The 15,160-nt window shown below is 61.5% G+C and carries 16 protein-coding genes and 2 pseudogenes; 6 read left to right on the top strand and 12 right to left on the bottom strand.

What is annotated here, in order from left to right; translation table 11 throughout:
- Positions 1 to 14: 14 nt before the first annotated feature.
- The gene (locus ACTG1P_RS11905; protein WP_440001359.1) at positions 15 to 353 is read right to left on the bottom strand and encodes a PepSY domain-containing protein; all 339 of its coding nucleotides are present in this window, start codon (positions 351 to 353) and stop codon (positions 15 to 17) included.
- 63 nt (positions 354 to 416) lie between these two features.
- On the opposite strand from ACTG1P_RS11905, the pseudogene ACTG1P_RS11910 reads away from it, so the two are divergent.
- Positions 417 to 641, top strand: a pseudogene (locus tag ACTG1P_RS11910) (PepSY domain-containing protein); the annotation flags it as partial.
- Between the two features lie 18 nt (positions 642 to 659).
- On the opposite strand, the gene msrQ reads toward ACTG1P_RS11910, so the two are convergent.
- Complete coding sequence (msrQ, locus tag ACTG1P_RS11915) at positions 660 to 1,286, bottom strand: protein-methionine-sulfoxide reductase heme-binding subunit MsrQ (protein WP_005339821.1); 627 nt, start codon at positions 1,284 to 1,286, stop codon at positions 660 to 662.
- On the bottom strand, positions 1,277 to 2,278 hold the full coding sequence (msrP, locus tag ACTG1P_RS11920) for a protein-methionine-sulfoxide reductase catalytic subunit MsrP (RefSeq protein ID WP_440001360.1): 1,002 nt from the start codon (positions 2,276 to 2,278) through the stop codon (positions 1,277 to 1,279). Before msrP ends, msrQ begins: the two co-directional genes overlap by 10 nt.
- Positions 2,279 to 2,646: 368 nt before the next feature.
- Here msrP and ACTG1P_RS11925 point away from each other — a divergent pair, with 368 nt between their 5' ends.
- Entirely contained in the window at positions 2,647 to 3,129 is a 483-nt protein-coding gene (locus ACTG1P_RS11925; protein WP_005339809.1) for a DUF1097 domain-containing protein, read from the top strand.
- A gap of 1 nt (position 3,130) precedes the next feature.
- Here ACTG1P_RS11925 and ACTG1P_RS11930 read toward each other — a convergent pair whose 3' ends face one another.
- The 4 genes from ACTG1P_RS11930 to cydH form a co-directional block, all read right to left on the bottom strand.
- Positions 3,131 to 4,411: a sigma 54-interacting transcriptional regulator gene (locus ACTG1P_RS11930; RefSeq protein ID WP_440001361.1), complete on the bottom strand. Its 1,281-nt coding sequence runs from the start codon at positions 4,409 to 4,411 to the stop codon at positions 3,131 to 3,133.
- On the bottom strand, positions 4,408 to 4,926 hold the full coding sequence (locus ACTG1P_RS11935; protein ID WP_440001362.1) for a hypothetical protein: 519 nt from the start codon (positions 4,924 to 4,926) through the stop codon (positions 4,408 to 4,410). Before ACTG1P_RS11935 ends, ACTG1P_RS11930 begins: the two co-directional genes overlap by 4 nt.
- Positions 4,927 to 4,931: 5 nt before the next feature.
- Positions 4,932 to 6,332 (bottom strand): sensor histidine kinase, encoded by a 1,401-nt coding sequence (locus ACTG1P_RS11940; RefSeq protein WP_005339801.1) that lies wholly within the window; start codon positions 6,330 to 6,332, stop codon positions 4,932 to 4,934.
- Between the two features lie 103 nt (positions 6,333 to 6,435).
- Entirely contained in the window at positions 6,436 to 6,528 is a 93-nt protein-coding gene (gene cydH / locus ACTG1P_RS11945) for a cytochrome bd-I oxidase subunit CydH (RefSeq protein WP_005339800.1), read from the bottom strand.
- Between the two features lie 124 nt (positions 6,529 to 6,652).
- On the opposite strand from cydH, the gene ACTG1P_RS11950 reads away from it, so the two are divergent.
- Positions 6,653 to 7,228: a 2-amino-4-hydroxy-6-hydroxymethyldihydropteridine diphosphokinase gene (locus ACTG1P_RS11950; protein ID WP_440001363.1), complete on the top strand. Its 576-nt coding sequence runs from the start codon at positions 6,653 to 6,655 to the stop codon at positions 7,226 to 7,228.
- Here ACTG1P_RS11950 and ACTG1P_RS11955 read toward each other — a convergent pair.
- The gene (locus ACTG1P_RS11955; protein ID WP_440001364.1) at positions 7,154 to 7,858 is read right to left on the bottom strand and encodes an SDR family oxidoreductase; all 705 of its coding nucleotides are present in this window, start codon (positions 7,856 to 7,858) and stop codon (positions 7,154 to 7,156) included. The two genes, ACTG1P_RS11950 and ACTG1P_RS11955, sit on opposite strands and share 75 nt — an antisense overlap.
- 162 nt (positions 7,859 to 8,020) lie before the next feature.
- Here ACTG1P_RS11955 and ACTG1P_RS11960 point away from each other — a divergent pair, with 162 nt between their 5' ends.
- Entirely contained in the window at positions 8,021 to 8,425 is a 405-nt protein-coding gene (locus ACTG1P_RS11960) for a CBS domain-containing protein (protein ID WP_120416191.1), read from the top strand.
- On the opposite strand, the gene ACTG1P_RS11965 is transcribed toward ACTG1P_RS11960, so the two are convergent.
- Positions 8,422 to 8,958 (bottom strand): DUF2301 domain-containing membrane protein, encoded by a 537-nt coding sequence (locus ACTG1P_RS11965; protein ID WP_440001365.1) that lies wholly within the window; start codon positions 8,956 to 8,958, stop codon positions 8,422 to 8,424. The two genes, ACTG1P_RS11960 and ACTG1P_RS11965, sit on opposite strands and share 4 nt — an antisense overlap.
- A gap of 87 nt (positions 8,959 to 9,045) precedes the next feature.
- On the opposite strand from ACTG1P_RS11965, the pseudogene ACTG1P_RS11970 reads away from it, so the two are divergent.
- A pseudogene (locus ACTG1P_RS11970) lies at positions 9,046 to 9,808 on the top strand (substrate-binding periplasmic protein).
- 8 nt (positions 9,809 to 9,816) lie between these two features.
- Here the strand turns inward: ACTG1P_RS11970 and asnC are convergent.
- Positions 9,817 to 10,278 (bottom strand): transcriptional regulator AsnC, encoded by a 462-nt coding sequence (gene asnC, locus ACTG1P_RS11975; protein ID WP_011707730.1) that lies wholly within the window; start codon positions 10,276 to 10,278, stop codon positions 9,817 to 9,819.
- Positions 10,279 to 10,431: 153 nt separating this feature from the next.
- Between asnC and asnA the strand changes: the two genes are divergently transcribed.
- The gene (gene asnA, locus ACTG1P_RS11980) at positions 10,432 to 11,424 is read left to right on the top strand and encodes an aspartate--ammonia ligase (protein WP_440001366.1); all 993 of its coding nucleotides are present in this window, start codon (positions 10,432 to 10,434) and stop codon (positions 11,422 to 11,424) included.
- Between the two features lie 208 nt (positions 11,425 to 11,632).
- Here asnA and ACTG1P_RS11985 read toward each other — a convergent pair whose 3' ends face one another.
- Positions 11,633 to 12,457 (bottom strand): MBL fold metallo-hydrolase, encoded by an 825-nt coding sequence (locus ACTG1P_RS11985; protein ID WP_440001367.1) that lies wholly within the window; start codon positions 12,455 to 12,457, stop codon positions 11,633 to 11,635.
- Positions 12,458 to 12,517: 60 nt separating this feature from the next.
- Entirely contained in the window at positions 12,518 to 15,091 is a 2,574-nt protein-coding gene (clpB, locus tag ACTG1P_RS11990) for an ATP-dependent chaperone ClpB (protein ID WP_440001368.1), read from the bottom strand.
- Positions 15,092 to 15,160: the final 69 nt, after the last annotated feature.

A 15,160-nucleotide genomic window follows, 5' to 3' on the forward strand; every position in this document is an offset into this window, starting at 1 on the left:
CTTCCACACAGGGGTTATTCGTCATCCTCGACCGGGAGCTTGGGCGGTTCGAACAACCGCTCCAGATGGTGGCCCTTGGCCCACACCAGCTCAAGGTTGTCGGCCCGATAGGCCACCTTGATCACGCTGTTCTCCCGATCGATGACTCGCAGTTCATAGAGCCAGATACCATCCTCTTCCCCCAGATCCACCCGCAACACCCGCACCGGCAATCTGGCCGCCACCTCCATCATTTCATGGAAGGGCCGAACCCGTCCCTCATGGACAGCTTGCTGCAGCATGGCTTCATCAGGCGTGACCGCCTGTGCCAGCACCGGCAGCAATAACCCGAGCAGAGGGAGCGCTCTATTCATGGATGATTCATCTCCAAAAACCTAACATAATGGCGTTTATAGTCTGCCAGCCATGAATCCGGAATGAATATGATCCCGCGCAGTTTCCTGCTGATCCTTTGCCTGTTGAGTGCCACAAGCTGGGCGGCCCAGAGCCGTCTCGACATGGCCGGGCTGGTCAAACTCCTGCTGGCGCAAGGGTATCACGACATTCGGGAAGTGGAGCTGGAAGGGGACAAATTCGAGGTCAAAACCCTCAATCGCCAGGATCAGAAGGTGCATCTCATCGTCGATGCCTACACTGGAGATCAAACAACAAGAGGCCGATTAGGCCTCTTTTGCATTCCAGCGTCCCCGCATGGGGCGCAGCAGCTTCTCCCGCCTCGGCCAGAGCAGGGCGCAGGCCAGCAGCAGGTAGATGAGGGGCTCCCCCCAACCGCTCTTGAGCGACCACCAGTAATGCACCGGCACCAGCAGGGCGATGGCATAGACCCAGTTGTGCAGCTTCTGCCATGCGGCACCCATGCGGCGCTGCAATGCGGGCAGCGAGGTGATGCTGAGGGCGGCCAGCAGCAACAGGGCCACCATCCCCACCACGATATAGCTGCGCTTAACCAGCTCGCCGCCAATCAGCCCCCAGTCAAACTGCAGATCCAGCCCCAGCCACGCCATGAAGTGGAGCAGCGCCCAGGCAAAACACCAGAGCCCGAGGGGGCGGCGCAGCTTGATAAGCTGCCCCTGCCGCCAGCGCTTGGCCAGCGGCGACACCAGCAGGGTGAGCAGCAGCAGGTTGAGCGCCCCCTTACCGAGGTAGTGGATAAGCTCGGGCACCGGATCGCCCCCCAGCAGACCTGCCGGAATGGCAAAAACCAGCCAAAGCAGGAAGCCGAGGGAGCCCAGATGCACCAGCGCCCGCAAGCCGCTGATATGGGCCGGTTTCAATCTCAGTACCATTGGCGCAGATCCATCCCCTGATAGAGCGAGGCGACTTCGTCACCATAGCCGTTGAACATCAGGGTCGGCTGACGCTTGGCGCCAAACACTCCGCCCTCGCCGATGAAACGTTCGCTGGCCTGACTCCAGCGCGGGTGATCCACCTGCGGGTTGACGTTGGCGTAGAAGCCATATTCGTTGGGAGCCAGCAGGTTCCAGGTGGTCGGCGGCATCTCCTCTACCAGCCGGATCGAGACGATGCTCTTGATGCTCTTGAAGCCATACTTCCACGGCACCACCAGCCGGATCGGCGCGCCATTCTGGGCGGGCAGGGTCTTGCCATAGAGCCCCATCGCAAGGAAAGAGAGAGGGTGCATCGCCTCGTCGATACGCAGCCCTTCGACGTAGGGATACTCGATGCCGCCCCCCAAACTGGAGGCCTGCCCCGGCAGCTGTTTCGGATCAAACAGGGTTTCGAAGGCAACAAACTTGGCGCGACTGGTGGGCTCGGCACGGCGGATAATCTCCGCCAGCGAGAGGCCGTTCCAGGGCAGCACCATGGACCAGGCTTCGACACAGCGTAGTCGGTAGATCCGCTCCTCCAGCTCGCTCTTGTTGATGAGGTCCCACACATCGAGGGTAAAGGGCTTGGCCACCTCCCCCTCCACCTTGAGGGTCCAGGGTTCGGGCTTGAGGTAATGGCCGTTGCGAGCCGGGTCGGACTTGTCGGTGCCGAGCTCATAGAAGTTGTTGTAACTGGTGGCCTTCTCTTCCGGTGTCAGCACCAGATTGGCCGGGCGCTCGGCAGGCTTGCTGTTGAGCGGCCTGGTGGCTAACTGGGGAGCATCCTCTTTACCGCGCAGCAGATCGAGTACACCGGCCTGAGTGGGAAACGCCAGGGTGGCCGCGCCCAGACCCAACCCTTTGAGAATAAGGCGGCGGTCCTGATAGACGGCTTCCGGGGTGACATCCTGTTCGGTGAGAGGGTGGGCGGTACGACGCTTGATCAACATGAAAAACTCCCGGGGCTGAGTGAGGCAGTATGGATAAGACCCGCCCCGGCAGATTTTTATTTCACACAGATTTACATCATGTGGTGCAGGGGCAGTGCCTTGGCCATGGTGCCGACCAGAAACAGGACTACGAACACCAGCAGGGGAACGATCACATTTGGCGCCATCAGACTCACTCCATGAGCAGGACAGGGCCTCTAACTATGGCCGACTGTCAGGCCGGTCACCAATGAATTTTTTTCGCGAGCGCAAGCGTATTCCTGAGTTGAAAAGGGTGATGAAGATCACACACAATTCTGCCCCCGCTTGCCGCCCCGATTGCCGGGGGTAGGCTGCCCATTTTGCGAAGCCAACTGAAGAGTCGCCCCATGAGCCCACTGATCGCCATCGCCATCACCACTGGAATTCTATCCGCCGTCTGGGGCTGGATTGCCGTTGCGTTCGGCCTTATCTCCTGGGTCGGCTTTCTCGGCTGCACCAGCTATTTCGCGTCAAGCGGCGGCTACAAGGCGCTGCTGCAAACCATCTTCTGCAACACCAGCGGCATGCTGTGGGCACTGCTGCTGATCCATGGCGACAGCCTGTGGGGGGCGGGCGTGGCGGGTTATGTGATGACGGGGGTGGTCGCCACCCTGATGTGCGTACAGGCCAAGCAGCAGTGGCTCGGCTACATTCCCGGCACCTTTGCCGGTTGCTGTGCCACCTTCGGGGCGGCTGGCGAGTGGCGGCTGATCCTGCCCTCCCTCATCATTGGCGCCTTGTTCGGTTACCTGATGAAGGCGAGCGGCCTCTGGCTCTCCCATAAAACCCAGAAAGCTGACGCCGCTCCGGCTGTGGTCGATCCCGCCTGATTTATCCCTTCGATTTGAAGTTTGCTGCTTCGATACCGTGCCGATTCAATAACTTGTAGAAATCGGTACGGTTTCTGCCCGCCATGTTGGCCGCCAGGGTCACGTTGCCCTCGGTGGTGCGCAGCAAACGGATCAGATACTCCTTCTCGAATTCGGCCCGCGCCTCGTTGAACGAGGGGATGCCGCCGCCGCCGCCACTCAGGGCGGACTCCACCATGGAGACCCCGATCACCGGGCTGCAACAGAGGCTGGCGAGCTGCTCCACCACGTTGCAGAGCTGGCGCACGTTGCCGGGCCAGGCCGCGGCCGCCAGCATCGCCAGCGATTCGGGCGAAAACCCCATGGCGGCGCAGTCGCTGTGGCGGCAACGGTAGTCATCGAGCGCCTGGCGGGCCAGCAGGGGGATATCCTCGCTGCGGGCACTGAGAGACGGCAAGGTGATGTTGGCGACGTTGAGACGGTAGAAGAGATCTTCCCGAAAGCGCCCCTCCTCCATAGCCTTGACCAGATCCTGATGGCTGGAGCTGAGCACCCTCACCTCCGGCGTACCCTGACCATACTCCTCCATCACCTGCAGCAGCTTGGCCTGCAGGGATTCGGAGAGGCTGCCAATCTCGTCGAGGAACAGGGTCGCCCCCTTGGCCTGCTCGAACAGCCCTGACTGGCCATCTTCACCAAACAGCTGCAAGTCGAGTGACGCCCACGAAATGGCGGCGCAGTTGATGGTATGGAGCGGCTTGTCGCGCCGCTGGCTGGCCTGATGCAGCGCCTGCGCCATCGCCCCCTTGCCGGAGCCTGACGGCCCCATGATCAGCACCGGCACCTCCATGGTCGCAATGCTGTGAGCCTGGATCAGCAGCTGTTCCAGCTGGGGATTGCGGGTCAGGATCAGCGACTGCCACTCCTGCTGCTGTTTCGGCCGGGTCAGGCTCAGCGCATGTTCGATGGTGGCAAACAGCTCATCCTTGTTGATGGGTTTGGTCAGGAAGCTGAAGACCCCGGAGCGGGTCGCCTGAATGGCGTCCGGGATAGTGCCGTGGGCGGTCATGATGATCACCGGCAACCCCAGCCACTGGGCCTGGATCCGCTCGAACAGCGCCAGACCGTCCATGCCGGCCATCCGCAGATCGCTCAGCACCAGATCGGCCCGTTGCTGACGCAACCGGTCGAGGGCCCCTTCCGCACTGTCGGCGGTATCCACTTCATAACCCTGACTGCGCAGCCGCATGCTCATCAGTTTGAGCAGGCTGACATCGTCATCCACCAACAGGATCCGGCTCATGGTATTACCTCACGATTCTCGTTCAGCTTGCGCTGGTTGAGCTGGTCGTCGATGGCAGTCAGCTGCTCGATCTGGCGGCGCAGCCGCTGGATCTCCTGACTCTGGTCATCGCGACGGCTGTCGCGAGCCAGCAGCTGTTCGCCGAGGGCGATCCAGCTACGTAAAAAGGCCTGCGCATCGAGACCCAGTTCGGGCAGCATCTGCTTCAGGCGCGCCAGACCGGCGGTGCGATTGGCCACAGATTCGGCGGGGTGAGAGTCCACCATCGCCAGACTGACCCGGCTCTCCAGATCGTCGGCCCCTTTCAGACGCTGACGCTCCTGCACCCGTTGTTGGGGGTGACTGGCCAGCAGCCAGTCAGAGTATTGCAGACGCACCTGCATCTCCTTGTTGGCAAACTCCATCCGCTTGGCAAAAGCGATATCGGAGGACTCCCGCTGTGGCTGTTGCGGCAGCAAGGAGCAACCCGCGAGCAGCCCTGCCATCAGAGCTGGAAATACGCGTTGTATCTTCATAGTCCTCATTTCAACGTCAACCTGAAACAGACATCAGCCTGTTCATCCTCTACCAGAACCAGTTCCCCCCCCAGGCTGTTGGCAGACTCGCGGGCGATGGAGAGGCCCATGCCCGAGCCTTTCAAGAGACCTTGCCGCACTGTGCTGCCTTGCTCGAAGGGTTCAAAAATGCGTTGCTGATCGGCCACGGGGATCTTGGGCCCCTCGTTGGCCACTTCCAGCCAGCTTATCTGTTCATCCTGCCCTGCTCTGATCCAGATATTGCCCCCGCTGGCGCCGTAACTGACGGCGTTGGAGAAGAGGTTATCGAGGATCAGTCGTAGCCGGTAGGGCTCCGCCCACAGGGTAACCGGCACGGTCGGCAAGTGTACACGGATCTGCTTGGACTCCAATGCCAGCCGGTACTCTGCAGAAAGTTCCGACAACATCGGCAGCAGGGGGACGGGTTCCAGTTCGAAGGCCTCCTGCTGACTGAGCCGGTTGAAGTCGAGCAGTCGCTCGATCAGGGTCTGCAAACGCCGACTGTTCTCGTCGAGCATCTGGCAGATCTCCAGCTGATCCGGCGTCAAAGGCCCGACCAGCTGCTCGCAGAGCAGATCCGTCCCCTCCCGCAGCACCGCCAGCGGGGTCTTGAGTTCGTGGGAAACATGGCGCAGGAACTGGTATTTCTGCAGCTCCAGTTCCTTGAGTTTGTCGTGCAGCCAGACGATCCGCTCCCCCAGCAATACCAGCTCGGCAGGGCCGTCAACCGGCTTGGGATCGGGTTCGACCCCGGCTCCCAGACTCAAGATGCGCGACTCAATCTGTCGTACCGGGTGGATGATGAGGTAGGTGAAGATAAAGACCATCAGCAGGCTGAGTGCCGCCACGGCGCCGCTCACCCACCAGAGCTCGCTGGTCAGTCCGGCGATGGTGAGCTGCACCCGATCCATGTGTTCGTCAACCCGGCTGCGGGTGACTATTTCGAGCTGCTTGTTGGCATCGTTGAACTGCTCCAGCTTGTCGCCCGCCGCCGCCGCCCGGGCCAATGCGGCATCCTGCAGGCTGTCGAGCCAGGCCAGCCCCTGATCGAGCCCGCTGTAGAGCTGGCCATCGGTGATGGAGTTGCGGTGCTCCGCCAGCAACACCCGATAACCATCGAGTTGCTGCTGGTAGCTGGTGAGACTGCGGCGATCCCCCAGCACCGCGAAGCGGCGCAAGGTGCGCTCGATATCGATGGCTTGCGCCGTCAGCAAGGTTGCGCGGCGGGTATCCTTGACCGCCCGCTCCATCTCGTCGCTGGTGAGCTGACTGAGGTGGGCAAGGGAGGTGCTGTTGTGCCAGATCATGCCGCCCAGCGGCATCAATACCAGCACAAATCCCATCAATACCACCTGCAGCAGGGAGCGTGGGCGAACCTTGGTCATCATCTCGTCTCTTGCATTCTCACCGGTGCGCCAGCATAGCCGCACCGCCCCAAAAAACAAAACCGGCCAACAGGCCGGTTTGTATTATCTGGATTGTGGTGATTCACGCCAACGCGACAGAGGCCAGACAGATAATCATGATCATCGCCAGCGCGCCCGAGGCGGTCAACAGCGCCCATTTCAGCTCCACACTCATGCAAACCTCCTTTCTGCCAATCAGTGCCGGATCACAATAGATAAGATAATGTTAAGCCATAGTTAATCCGATAACCGTGAGCTGCGTATACATTTCAGATGAGCCCAACCCAGGGAAGGTGAGCATGTTCTATCTGTGTAGCATTGGTTCCAATATTGACCCGCATATCCATGTCAGCCGGGCGCTGGCCGAGCTGCTTGCGAACGTCGGCCCCCTGCGGCTGAGTTCGGTGATCCGCACCAAGCCGGTGGGAATGCACTCCAGCCACGACTTTCTCAACTGCCTGCTGGTGGTGGAGAGCCCGCTCGATGCCGCCCGCCTCAAGCAGCACTTTGTCGCCCTCGAGGTGGCCCACGGCCGGGATCGCAGCGATCCGCTCTGCAAGGTGCACGATCGACCGCTCGACATCGATATTCTGGCCAGCGACAGGAGCGGTGACTTTGCCACGGCAGAGGTCGATTCCTATCTGGCGGAGCTGCTGGCCGAGCTCTGTGGCCATGGCGAGGTGCATGACCCCAAGGTGGCGCTGCAAGTGACGCTCCCCGCCCCGTCGGGCAAGCTCAAACCCGGCAAGGGCTTGCTGACCCGGCAGGTAGGGCTGGAGCCGCTGGTGCTTGGCAAATCTTCAGAGAGTGGCCAGCGCGCGCCCGCCATCCACCTTGATGCTGGCCCCCGTCATATAACTGTTCCCCACCAGTAACTGCACCGCCTGCCAGATGGGCTCAAGTCCCCCCTCCCGCGCCAGCGGTGTTTTCGCCAACACCTGCTGGCGCCATGCCTCGTCATGCTCGTCGAGAAACAAGATCGGCCCCGGCTCTATGGTGTTGACCCGTACCTTGGGCGCCAACTCGCGGGCAAAGCTCATGGCCAGCGAATGGGCGCCCGCCTTGGTCGCCACATAGCTGGCAAAACGGGGGGCCGGGGCATGGATATAGATATCGGTGATATGAATGATGCTGGCGTTTGGGTTGCTGGCAAGCTGGGGGGCCAGCGCCCGGTTTAGCTGGAAGGGGGCCGCCATGTGTACCCGGTAGAACTGCTCGAACTGGGCCAGTTGCGCCGCCGGATCAGTTGCCTGCGGCTCGAAGGCCGAGGCGTTGTGGATCACCAGCGCCAGATCCTGATGGGCCACCAGCACATCGATCAGCTTGCCAACGTCCTCTTCCCGACCAAAATCCGCCTGCACCAGTTCGACCCCCAGTGCCGCCAGCGTGGCCAGCTCCGGCCGCTCGCTGCGATAGCTGCCCGTCACCTGCCAACCCGCCGCCACCAGCTGTTCACAGAGATAAAATCCGAGTCGACGGCCGCAGCCCGTAACCAATGCACGCATACGATCTCCTTTCCCTTTCATGGTCTTGCATGAACGAAGCCCGCCTGCCAGCGGATCACCGCCGATGGCTTGTGCCTATCAATCCCTGCGGCACAAGCCATTGGTCGCGGGCCACCCACCCGCGTCATAGTGGCGGCATCCCCCTCTTGTGGAGTCACCACCATGCTGAAAGTACACCACCACATGGGTCGCCTGACCCACTCCCTCACTGCCGGACTCGGCCTGGCCGAAGCGCTGGATCGCCTGCATCAATCGGGCCTCGGCGGCCTGCCGGTGCTGGATGAGCAGAAACGGCTGATCGGCTTTCTTTCCGAACAAGACTGCATCCCCAGCCTGCTCACCGGCAGCTACCACTGCGATACCCGCACCCGGGTGGAAGATCTGATGAACCGTTCGCCCCTCTCGGTCGGGCCGGATGACAGTATTCTGGAGCTGGCCCGCCAGATGGCTGACGCCAAGCCCAAGATCTACCCGGTGCTGCAACAGGGCAAGGTGGTCGGCATCATCAGCCGCCGTCAGGTGATGCAGGCCCTCAACCAGCAGATGAAGGTGTGCCAGCAGACCTAGATCTGGTAACGCCCCTTGTCACCGATATCGAAGTGCAGGGGCATCCGCCACTTGGCCAGCGCCAGCAAAGTCAACAGGGCCCCGCAGACCAGCGCCACCAGTGCGGCGGCCCACTCCACCCGCAACCACTCCAGCAGCCATAACGCCGGCAGCAATACGGGCACCAGCTTGATGCCGGGAATGGCGAAGCAAAACTGCTCCTTGAACGCCAGCCCGGAGAGGGTCGCCAACGCCGCCCCCAGCACCAGCGCATCCGGCGCCCCTACCGCAGCCAGGGCCAACGCGCCCCACCCAAATCCCTGCAGAATCAGGCGAATCCGCTTGTCGTAGATATGCAGCGAGAAGCCGCAGATTGCGCTTGCCACTGCCAGCAACATCAACCATTGTGCCGACGGGAGCAGTGCCATCCCGCTCAGCAGCGCCGCACCGCGGCAAAGCAGCAACAGGGCTGCCGTACTCAAGCCAAGGCGGTAGAGCGAGACGGTCAACTTGTCGATCCCGTCCAGCGGGCTCTCGATTTCAGGATTTGCCATAAACAGTCGCTTCTAACGGATCAGGTGCCATCCAATATACTGGAATCAGGTCTTGGAATATCTTCAAACGGGCTCAGGAGACGTTGTTTGCGTGTGATCCCCCTGTTTTGGTTGCTGTTTCCACTCGGATTGCCCACCAAAGAGCTGGTGATCTGCGGCACCATGGAGCCCCCGCTCAAGTTTCTCGATGCCGATCAGAAACCCCGGACTCGATATCGACATCGTCACCGCCATCTTCGACAAGCTGGAGACGCCCTTTCGGATCGAACTGACCGACTCCGGTGCCCGCCTCACCCGCAATGCCGAAACCGGCGCCTGCGATCTGGTGATGACCCACTCCTACAAGGCAGAGCGGGAGAGTTATCTCATCTATCCCCAACAGGCCCATCTTCGCCACAGCTGGCACTTCTTCGTGCGCAAGACCGACCTGCTGAAGATCCGCTACGAGACGCTGGCCGATCTCAAACCCTGGCGCATCGGCGTGACCAAGGATTTCTCCTATACCCCTGAACTGGCGGCGGCGATGACCGACCCGGCCTATCAGTTTCAGGAGATCACCATGAACCAGCTGCAACTGCGCAAACTGCTGGCCGGACGGATCGATACCGTGCCGATGCCGCTGGTCACCGCCTTCACCCAAATCAAGGAGGAGGGGCTGACGGGAAAGATCGATTACCTGCCCAAACCGCTCAAAAGCAGCCCCTACTTCAACACCTGGACCCGCGCCAGGGCCGACGAGAATACGCCCGCCCAGATGGCGGCCTACGATGCCGAGCTGCTGCGCATGAAGCGCAACGGCAGCCTCAAGGCGCTCTACGACAAGTACGGCATCCCCTATATCGAACCCTGATCAACGGGTCAGGGTTTCACATCCCGCAGGATCGGGTTTTGCAGCGAAATCAGCGTTTCAGTGGACTGGATCTCGTCGATGGTCTGGATCTTGTGGATCAGCACGGTCTGCAACTCGTCGATGGAGCGGGTCATCACCTTCATGAAGATGCTGTAGTGGCCGGTGGTGTAGTAGGCCTCCACCACCTCGTCCAGCGCCTGCAGCTTGGCCAGCGCCGAGGGGTAATCCTTGGCGCTCTTCAGATTGATGCCGATGAAGCAGCAGACGTCGTAGCCCAGCTTCTTGGGGTTCACCTGAACTCGCGTTCCCTCGATGATGCCCGCCTGCTTCATCTTCTCCACCCGCACATGGATGGTGCCCGGGCTGACCAGCAGTTGTTTGGCAAGCTCGGCATAGGGAATGCGCGCATTCTCCATCAGGGCGGTGAGGATGGCCTGATCGAGATTATCGATCCGATAATTTTCCGGCATTTTTTTGCCCTCACGTTAGCGATACATCATTAAAAACGCCCTTATTTTGAAGAAAAAAACACACAAAGCCTATTTCTATTATCGAATATTGAATTTAGTTGGCAATCTGTTGAAGAATCCTCACATCCAACGGGTTCAAGACAGGTATTCAGCATGAAACAGCACTACATTCGCAGCCAGCAACAGATCAGCTTCGTCAAAGAGATGTTCTCCCGCCAACTCGCCCAGCAGCTGGGTCTGATGGAGGTGCAAGCCCCCATCCTGAGCCGGGTCGGTGATGGCACTCAAGACAACCTCTCTGGCCACGAGAATGCGGTGCAGGTCAAGGTGAAGACCCTGCCTGAGCACAGCTACGAAGTGGTCCATTCACTGGCCAAATGGAAGCGCCAGACCCTGGGTCGTTTCGGTTTCGGCCCGGGTGAAGGCATCTACACCCACATGAAGGCGCTGCGTCCGGACGAGGATCGCCTCACCCCCATCCACTCCGTCTACGTGGATCAGTGGGACTGGGAGAAGGTGATGCCGAGCGAGCGCCGCGATCTGGCCTACCTGCAGGAAACCGTGCGCAGTATCTGGGCTGCCATCAAGGCCACCGAGCGCGCGGTCTGTGCCGAGCACGAGCTGACCCCCTTCCTGCCGGCCGAGATCCAGTTCCTGCACAGCGAAGAGCTGCTGACCCGCTACCCGGATCTCGATGCCAAGGGGCGCGAGCGGGCCATCGCCAAGGAGCTGGGTGCCGTGTTCCTGATCGGCATCGGCGGTGCCCTCTCCCACGGCGAGCGCCACGACGTGCGTGCCCCGGACTACGACGACTGGAGCAGCCACAGCGAGCTGGGACTGGCCGGTCTGAACGGTGACATCCTGGTGTGGAACCCGGTGCTGCAGGACAGTTTCGAGATCTCCTCCATGGGGATCCGGGTCGACGCCGAGGCGCTGCGTCGCCAGCTGGCCATCACCGGTGACGAGGATCGCCTGCAGTACGACTGGCATCAGGATCTGCTGGCCGCACGGATGCCGCAAACCATCGGCGGCGGCATCGGCCAATCCCGTCTGGCCATGCTGCTGCTGCAAAAAGAGCACATCGGCCAGGTCCAGGTCGGCGTCTGGCCGGCCGAGATGAAAGCTGCCGTGCAAGGCATGCTGTAACGAATGAAGGTCATGCCGGCGTCATCACGCTGGCATGGCAACAGGCAGGTGGCCGTCGGGGTTGAGCGAGCGCATCCCCGGCAGGCTGTAAGAAGCGAGGCCCCAGTGGCCGCGCTTCGCAATCGGGGGCTTGCCCCTGCGACCCGCTCAACCCACGTCAGGTCGCTTCACTACATTCCTCCCGGCAATCTTCGGATTGCCGTTTTTTTTACGCCGAAAAACTGTGCTCAAAACCCGCCCCGATCTGGCGCTGGCGTGGCAACCCCGCCTTTCTGCTGCCGGTGCAGTGGCAGGCAAACAACCGATCCACCGCCTCTTCCCGCAGATAGGCACCGAGCACCTCCGCCCGCTGTGGGCCGGAAAACTTCAGGTGCAGGCCGCCGATGACGGCATGGATCCGCTCGTCACCACACACCTCCTTGGCCCGCTCGATGATGTTCTCGACCCCGGCGTGACCGCAGCCGATAAAGACGATAAGCCCTTTGGAGCTCTTATAAGCCAGCGCCGAGTCGTCGCTGATGAGGTCTTTCTCCACCCGCCCACCCCGCACTATGTAGCCGAGCAGCGAAGGCGCAGCCCGGTCGCGCCGCACAATGCTGCCGAGGAACACCAGACGATCCGAGAGCCACACCGGCTCGGCCGAGCAGTGGGGGAGCAAGCCTCTGGCCGGCAGCGACTCCCGAGCCAGCGCCCCCGACAGGCGATAGAGGTTGCGCCGCCAGAAGGGCAGCGACAGGAAGTAGCCCCGCTCGCAGAACACGTCCGGACAGGCAATGAGCGGGATGGGTCTTGGATAGGCAGGCAGCGAGCCGACCCCGCCCACATGGTCGTAATGACCGTGGGAGAGCACCACATGGGTGAGCAAGGCGAGATCGATCCCCATCACGGCGGCGTTGTGGCGCAGCGCCCGGCCACGGCCGCTGTCAAACAGCACCCTGAGGCCGTCACACTCCAACAGCAACGCCAACCCTCGCTCGGGCAGACAGCCTGGCAGATGAACGTCGTCATCCACCAGCACGGAAAACTTCAGCATCTCGCTCCCTCTGAAAACAAAACGCAGGCACGAGGCCTGCGTTTTTCATCGACAATCCCGTTACTGGGTCATGGTGAGGCCATTGCTGTCGGCCCCCAGCACCAGCTTTTTGCCCGGCACAATACGGCCGGAGAGCAGCGCTTGCGCCAGCGGGTTCTCCACCTTGTGCTGGATCGCCCGCTTGAGGGGACGCGCCCCGTAGACGGGATCGAACCCGGCGTGCACCAGCTTCTCGAGCAGCGCTTCGCTCACCTCCACCTCGTAGCCCTGAGCCTCCAGTCGGCCCATCAGGCTCTTGAGCTGGATGCGGGCGATGGACTTGATGTGATCCTCGCCGAGCGGATGGAACACCACTGTCTCGTCGATCCGGTTGATAAACTCCGGTCGGAAACTGCGGGTCAGCACATCCATCAGCATGGCCTTCATCTCGTCGTAATCCTTCTCGGAGTGGTGCTCCTGAATCAGATCCGACCCGAGGTTGGAGGTCATGATCACCACCGAGTTGCGGAAATCGACGGTGCGACCCTGACCATCGGTCAGGCGGCCATCATCGAGCACCTGCAACAGGATGTTGAACACATCCGGATGCGCTTTCTCCACCTCGTCCAGCAGGATCACCGAGTAGGGACGACGGCGCACAGCCTCGGTCAGATAACCACCCTCTTCATAACCCACATATCCGGGAGGCGCTCCCACCAGACGGGCCACGCTGTGTTTCTCCATGAACTCGGACATGTCGATCCGCACCATGGCATCCTGGGTATCGAACAGGAACTCGGCCAGCGCCTTGCACAGCTCGGTCTTGCCCACCCCGGTGGGCCCCAGGAACAGGAAGGAGCCGATGGGGCGATTCGGGTCGGAGAGTCCGGCACGGGAGCGACGAATGGCGTTGGAGACCGCATCGACCGCCTCCTCCTGACCAATCACCCGGCTGTGCAGCTGATCTTCCATCCGCAGCAGCTTGTCGCGCTCCCCTTCCAGCATGCGGGCGACCGGAATCCCGGTCCAGCGGGCCAAGACATCGGCTATCTCCACGTCGGTGACACGGTTGCGCAGCAGGCTGGTCTCCTGCATCTCGGCCTGAGTGGCGAGATCCAGCTGTTTCTCCAGCTCCGGAATGCGGCCGTACTGCAGCTCGGACATCCGGCCCAGGTCGCCTGCGCGGCGCGCCACGTCGAGATCCTGGCGGGCCTGCTCGAGGGCCGCCTTGATGTGCTGGGTGCCGGCGAGCGCGGCCTTCTCGGCCTTCCACACCTCATCCAGCTCGTTGTATTCGCGATCTTTTTCGCTAATTTCCTGATTGATCAGCTCCAGCCGCTTGCGGCTGGCGTCATCGTCCTCCTTCATCAGCGCCTGCTGCTCCAGCTTGAGCTGGATGATGCGCCGCTCGAGACGATCGAGCGCCTCGGGCTTGGAGTCGATCTGCAACCGGATGCTGGCTGCCGCCTCGTCGATAAGGTCGATGGCCTTGTCCGGCAACTGACGATCCGCAATGTAGCGGTGCGACAGCTGGGCCGCCGCCACAATCGCGGGGTCGGTGATCTGCACATGGTGGTGCAGCTCGTAACGCTCTTTCAGGCCGCGCAGGATGGCGATGGTGTCCTCCACGCTCGGCTCTTCCACCAGCACCTTCTGGAAACGGCGCTCCAGCGCGGCATCTTTTTCGATGTACTGACGGTACTCATCCAGGGTGGTGGCGCCGACGCAGTGCAGGTCGCCGCGGGCCAGCGCAGGTTTCAGCATGTTGCCCGCGTCCATGGCCCCTTCGCCCTTGCCGGCGCCGACCATGGTGTGCAGCTCGTCGATAAAGAGGATGACGTTGCCCTCCTCCTTGGCGAGATCGGTCAGTACGGCCTTGAGCCGCTCTTCAAACTCGCCGCGATACTTGGCACCGGCCACCAGCGCCCCCATGTCCAGCGACAGCACCCGCTTGTTCTTGAGCCCTTCCGGCACTTCGCCGTTGATGATGCGCTGGGCCAGCCCCTCGACGATGGCGGTTTTACCGACACCGGGAGCACCGATCAGCACGGGGTTGTTCTTGGTACGGCGTTGCAGCACCTGAATGGTACGGCGGATCTCGTCATCACGGCCGATCACCGGGTCGAGCTTGCCGATTTCGGCCCGCTCGGTCAGATCGATGGTGTACTTCTCCAGCGCCTGGCGGTTCTCCTCGGCGTTGGCATCCTCCACCTTCTTGCCGCCACGCACCTTGTCGATGGCAGCTTCGAGTTTTTCCTTGGTCAGCCCCTGAGCGCGCAGCAGCTCACCCAGCGTTCCCTTGTCGTCGAGGGCAGCCAGCACGAACAGTTCGGAGGAGATGAACTGATCCTTGCGCTGCTGGGCCAGTTTGTCGCAGACGTTGAGCAGGCGGCCGAGGCCGTTGGAGAGCTGCACGTCCCCTTCCACACCGCTCACGCGCGGCAGGCGATCCAGCTCCTCACCGAGACGGGAGCGCAGGGCGTTGATATCCATCCCGGTCAGGGTGAGCAACGGACGGATGGAGCCGCCATCCTGATTGACCAGTGCGGTCATCAGGTGAACGGGTTCGATGAATTGGTGGTCACGACCCAGCGCAAGAGACTGGGCATCGGAAATAGCAATCTGGAATTTGCTGGTAAGGCGATCGAGGCGCATTGCACTCCCCCTTCAAACAGGCAGACGCCGCTTGCGCGGCAAACAACATAACTTTCTGAGATGAAAGAT

Origin of the sequence: Aeromonas sp. 11P, assembly GCF_051920165.1 — a bacterium.
Taxonomy (GTDB): Bacteria; Pseudomonadota; Gammaproteobacteria; order Enterobacterales; family Aeromonadaceae; genus Aeromonas; species Aeromonas veronii.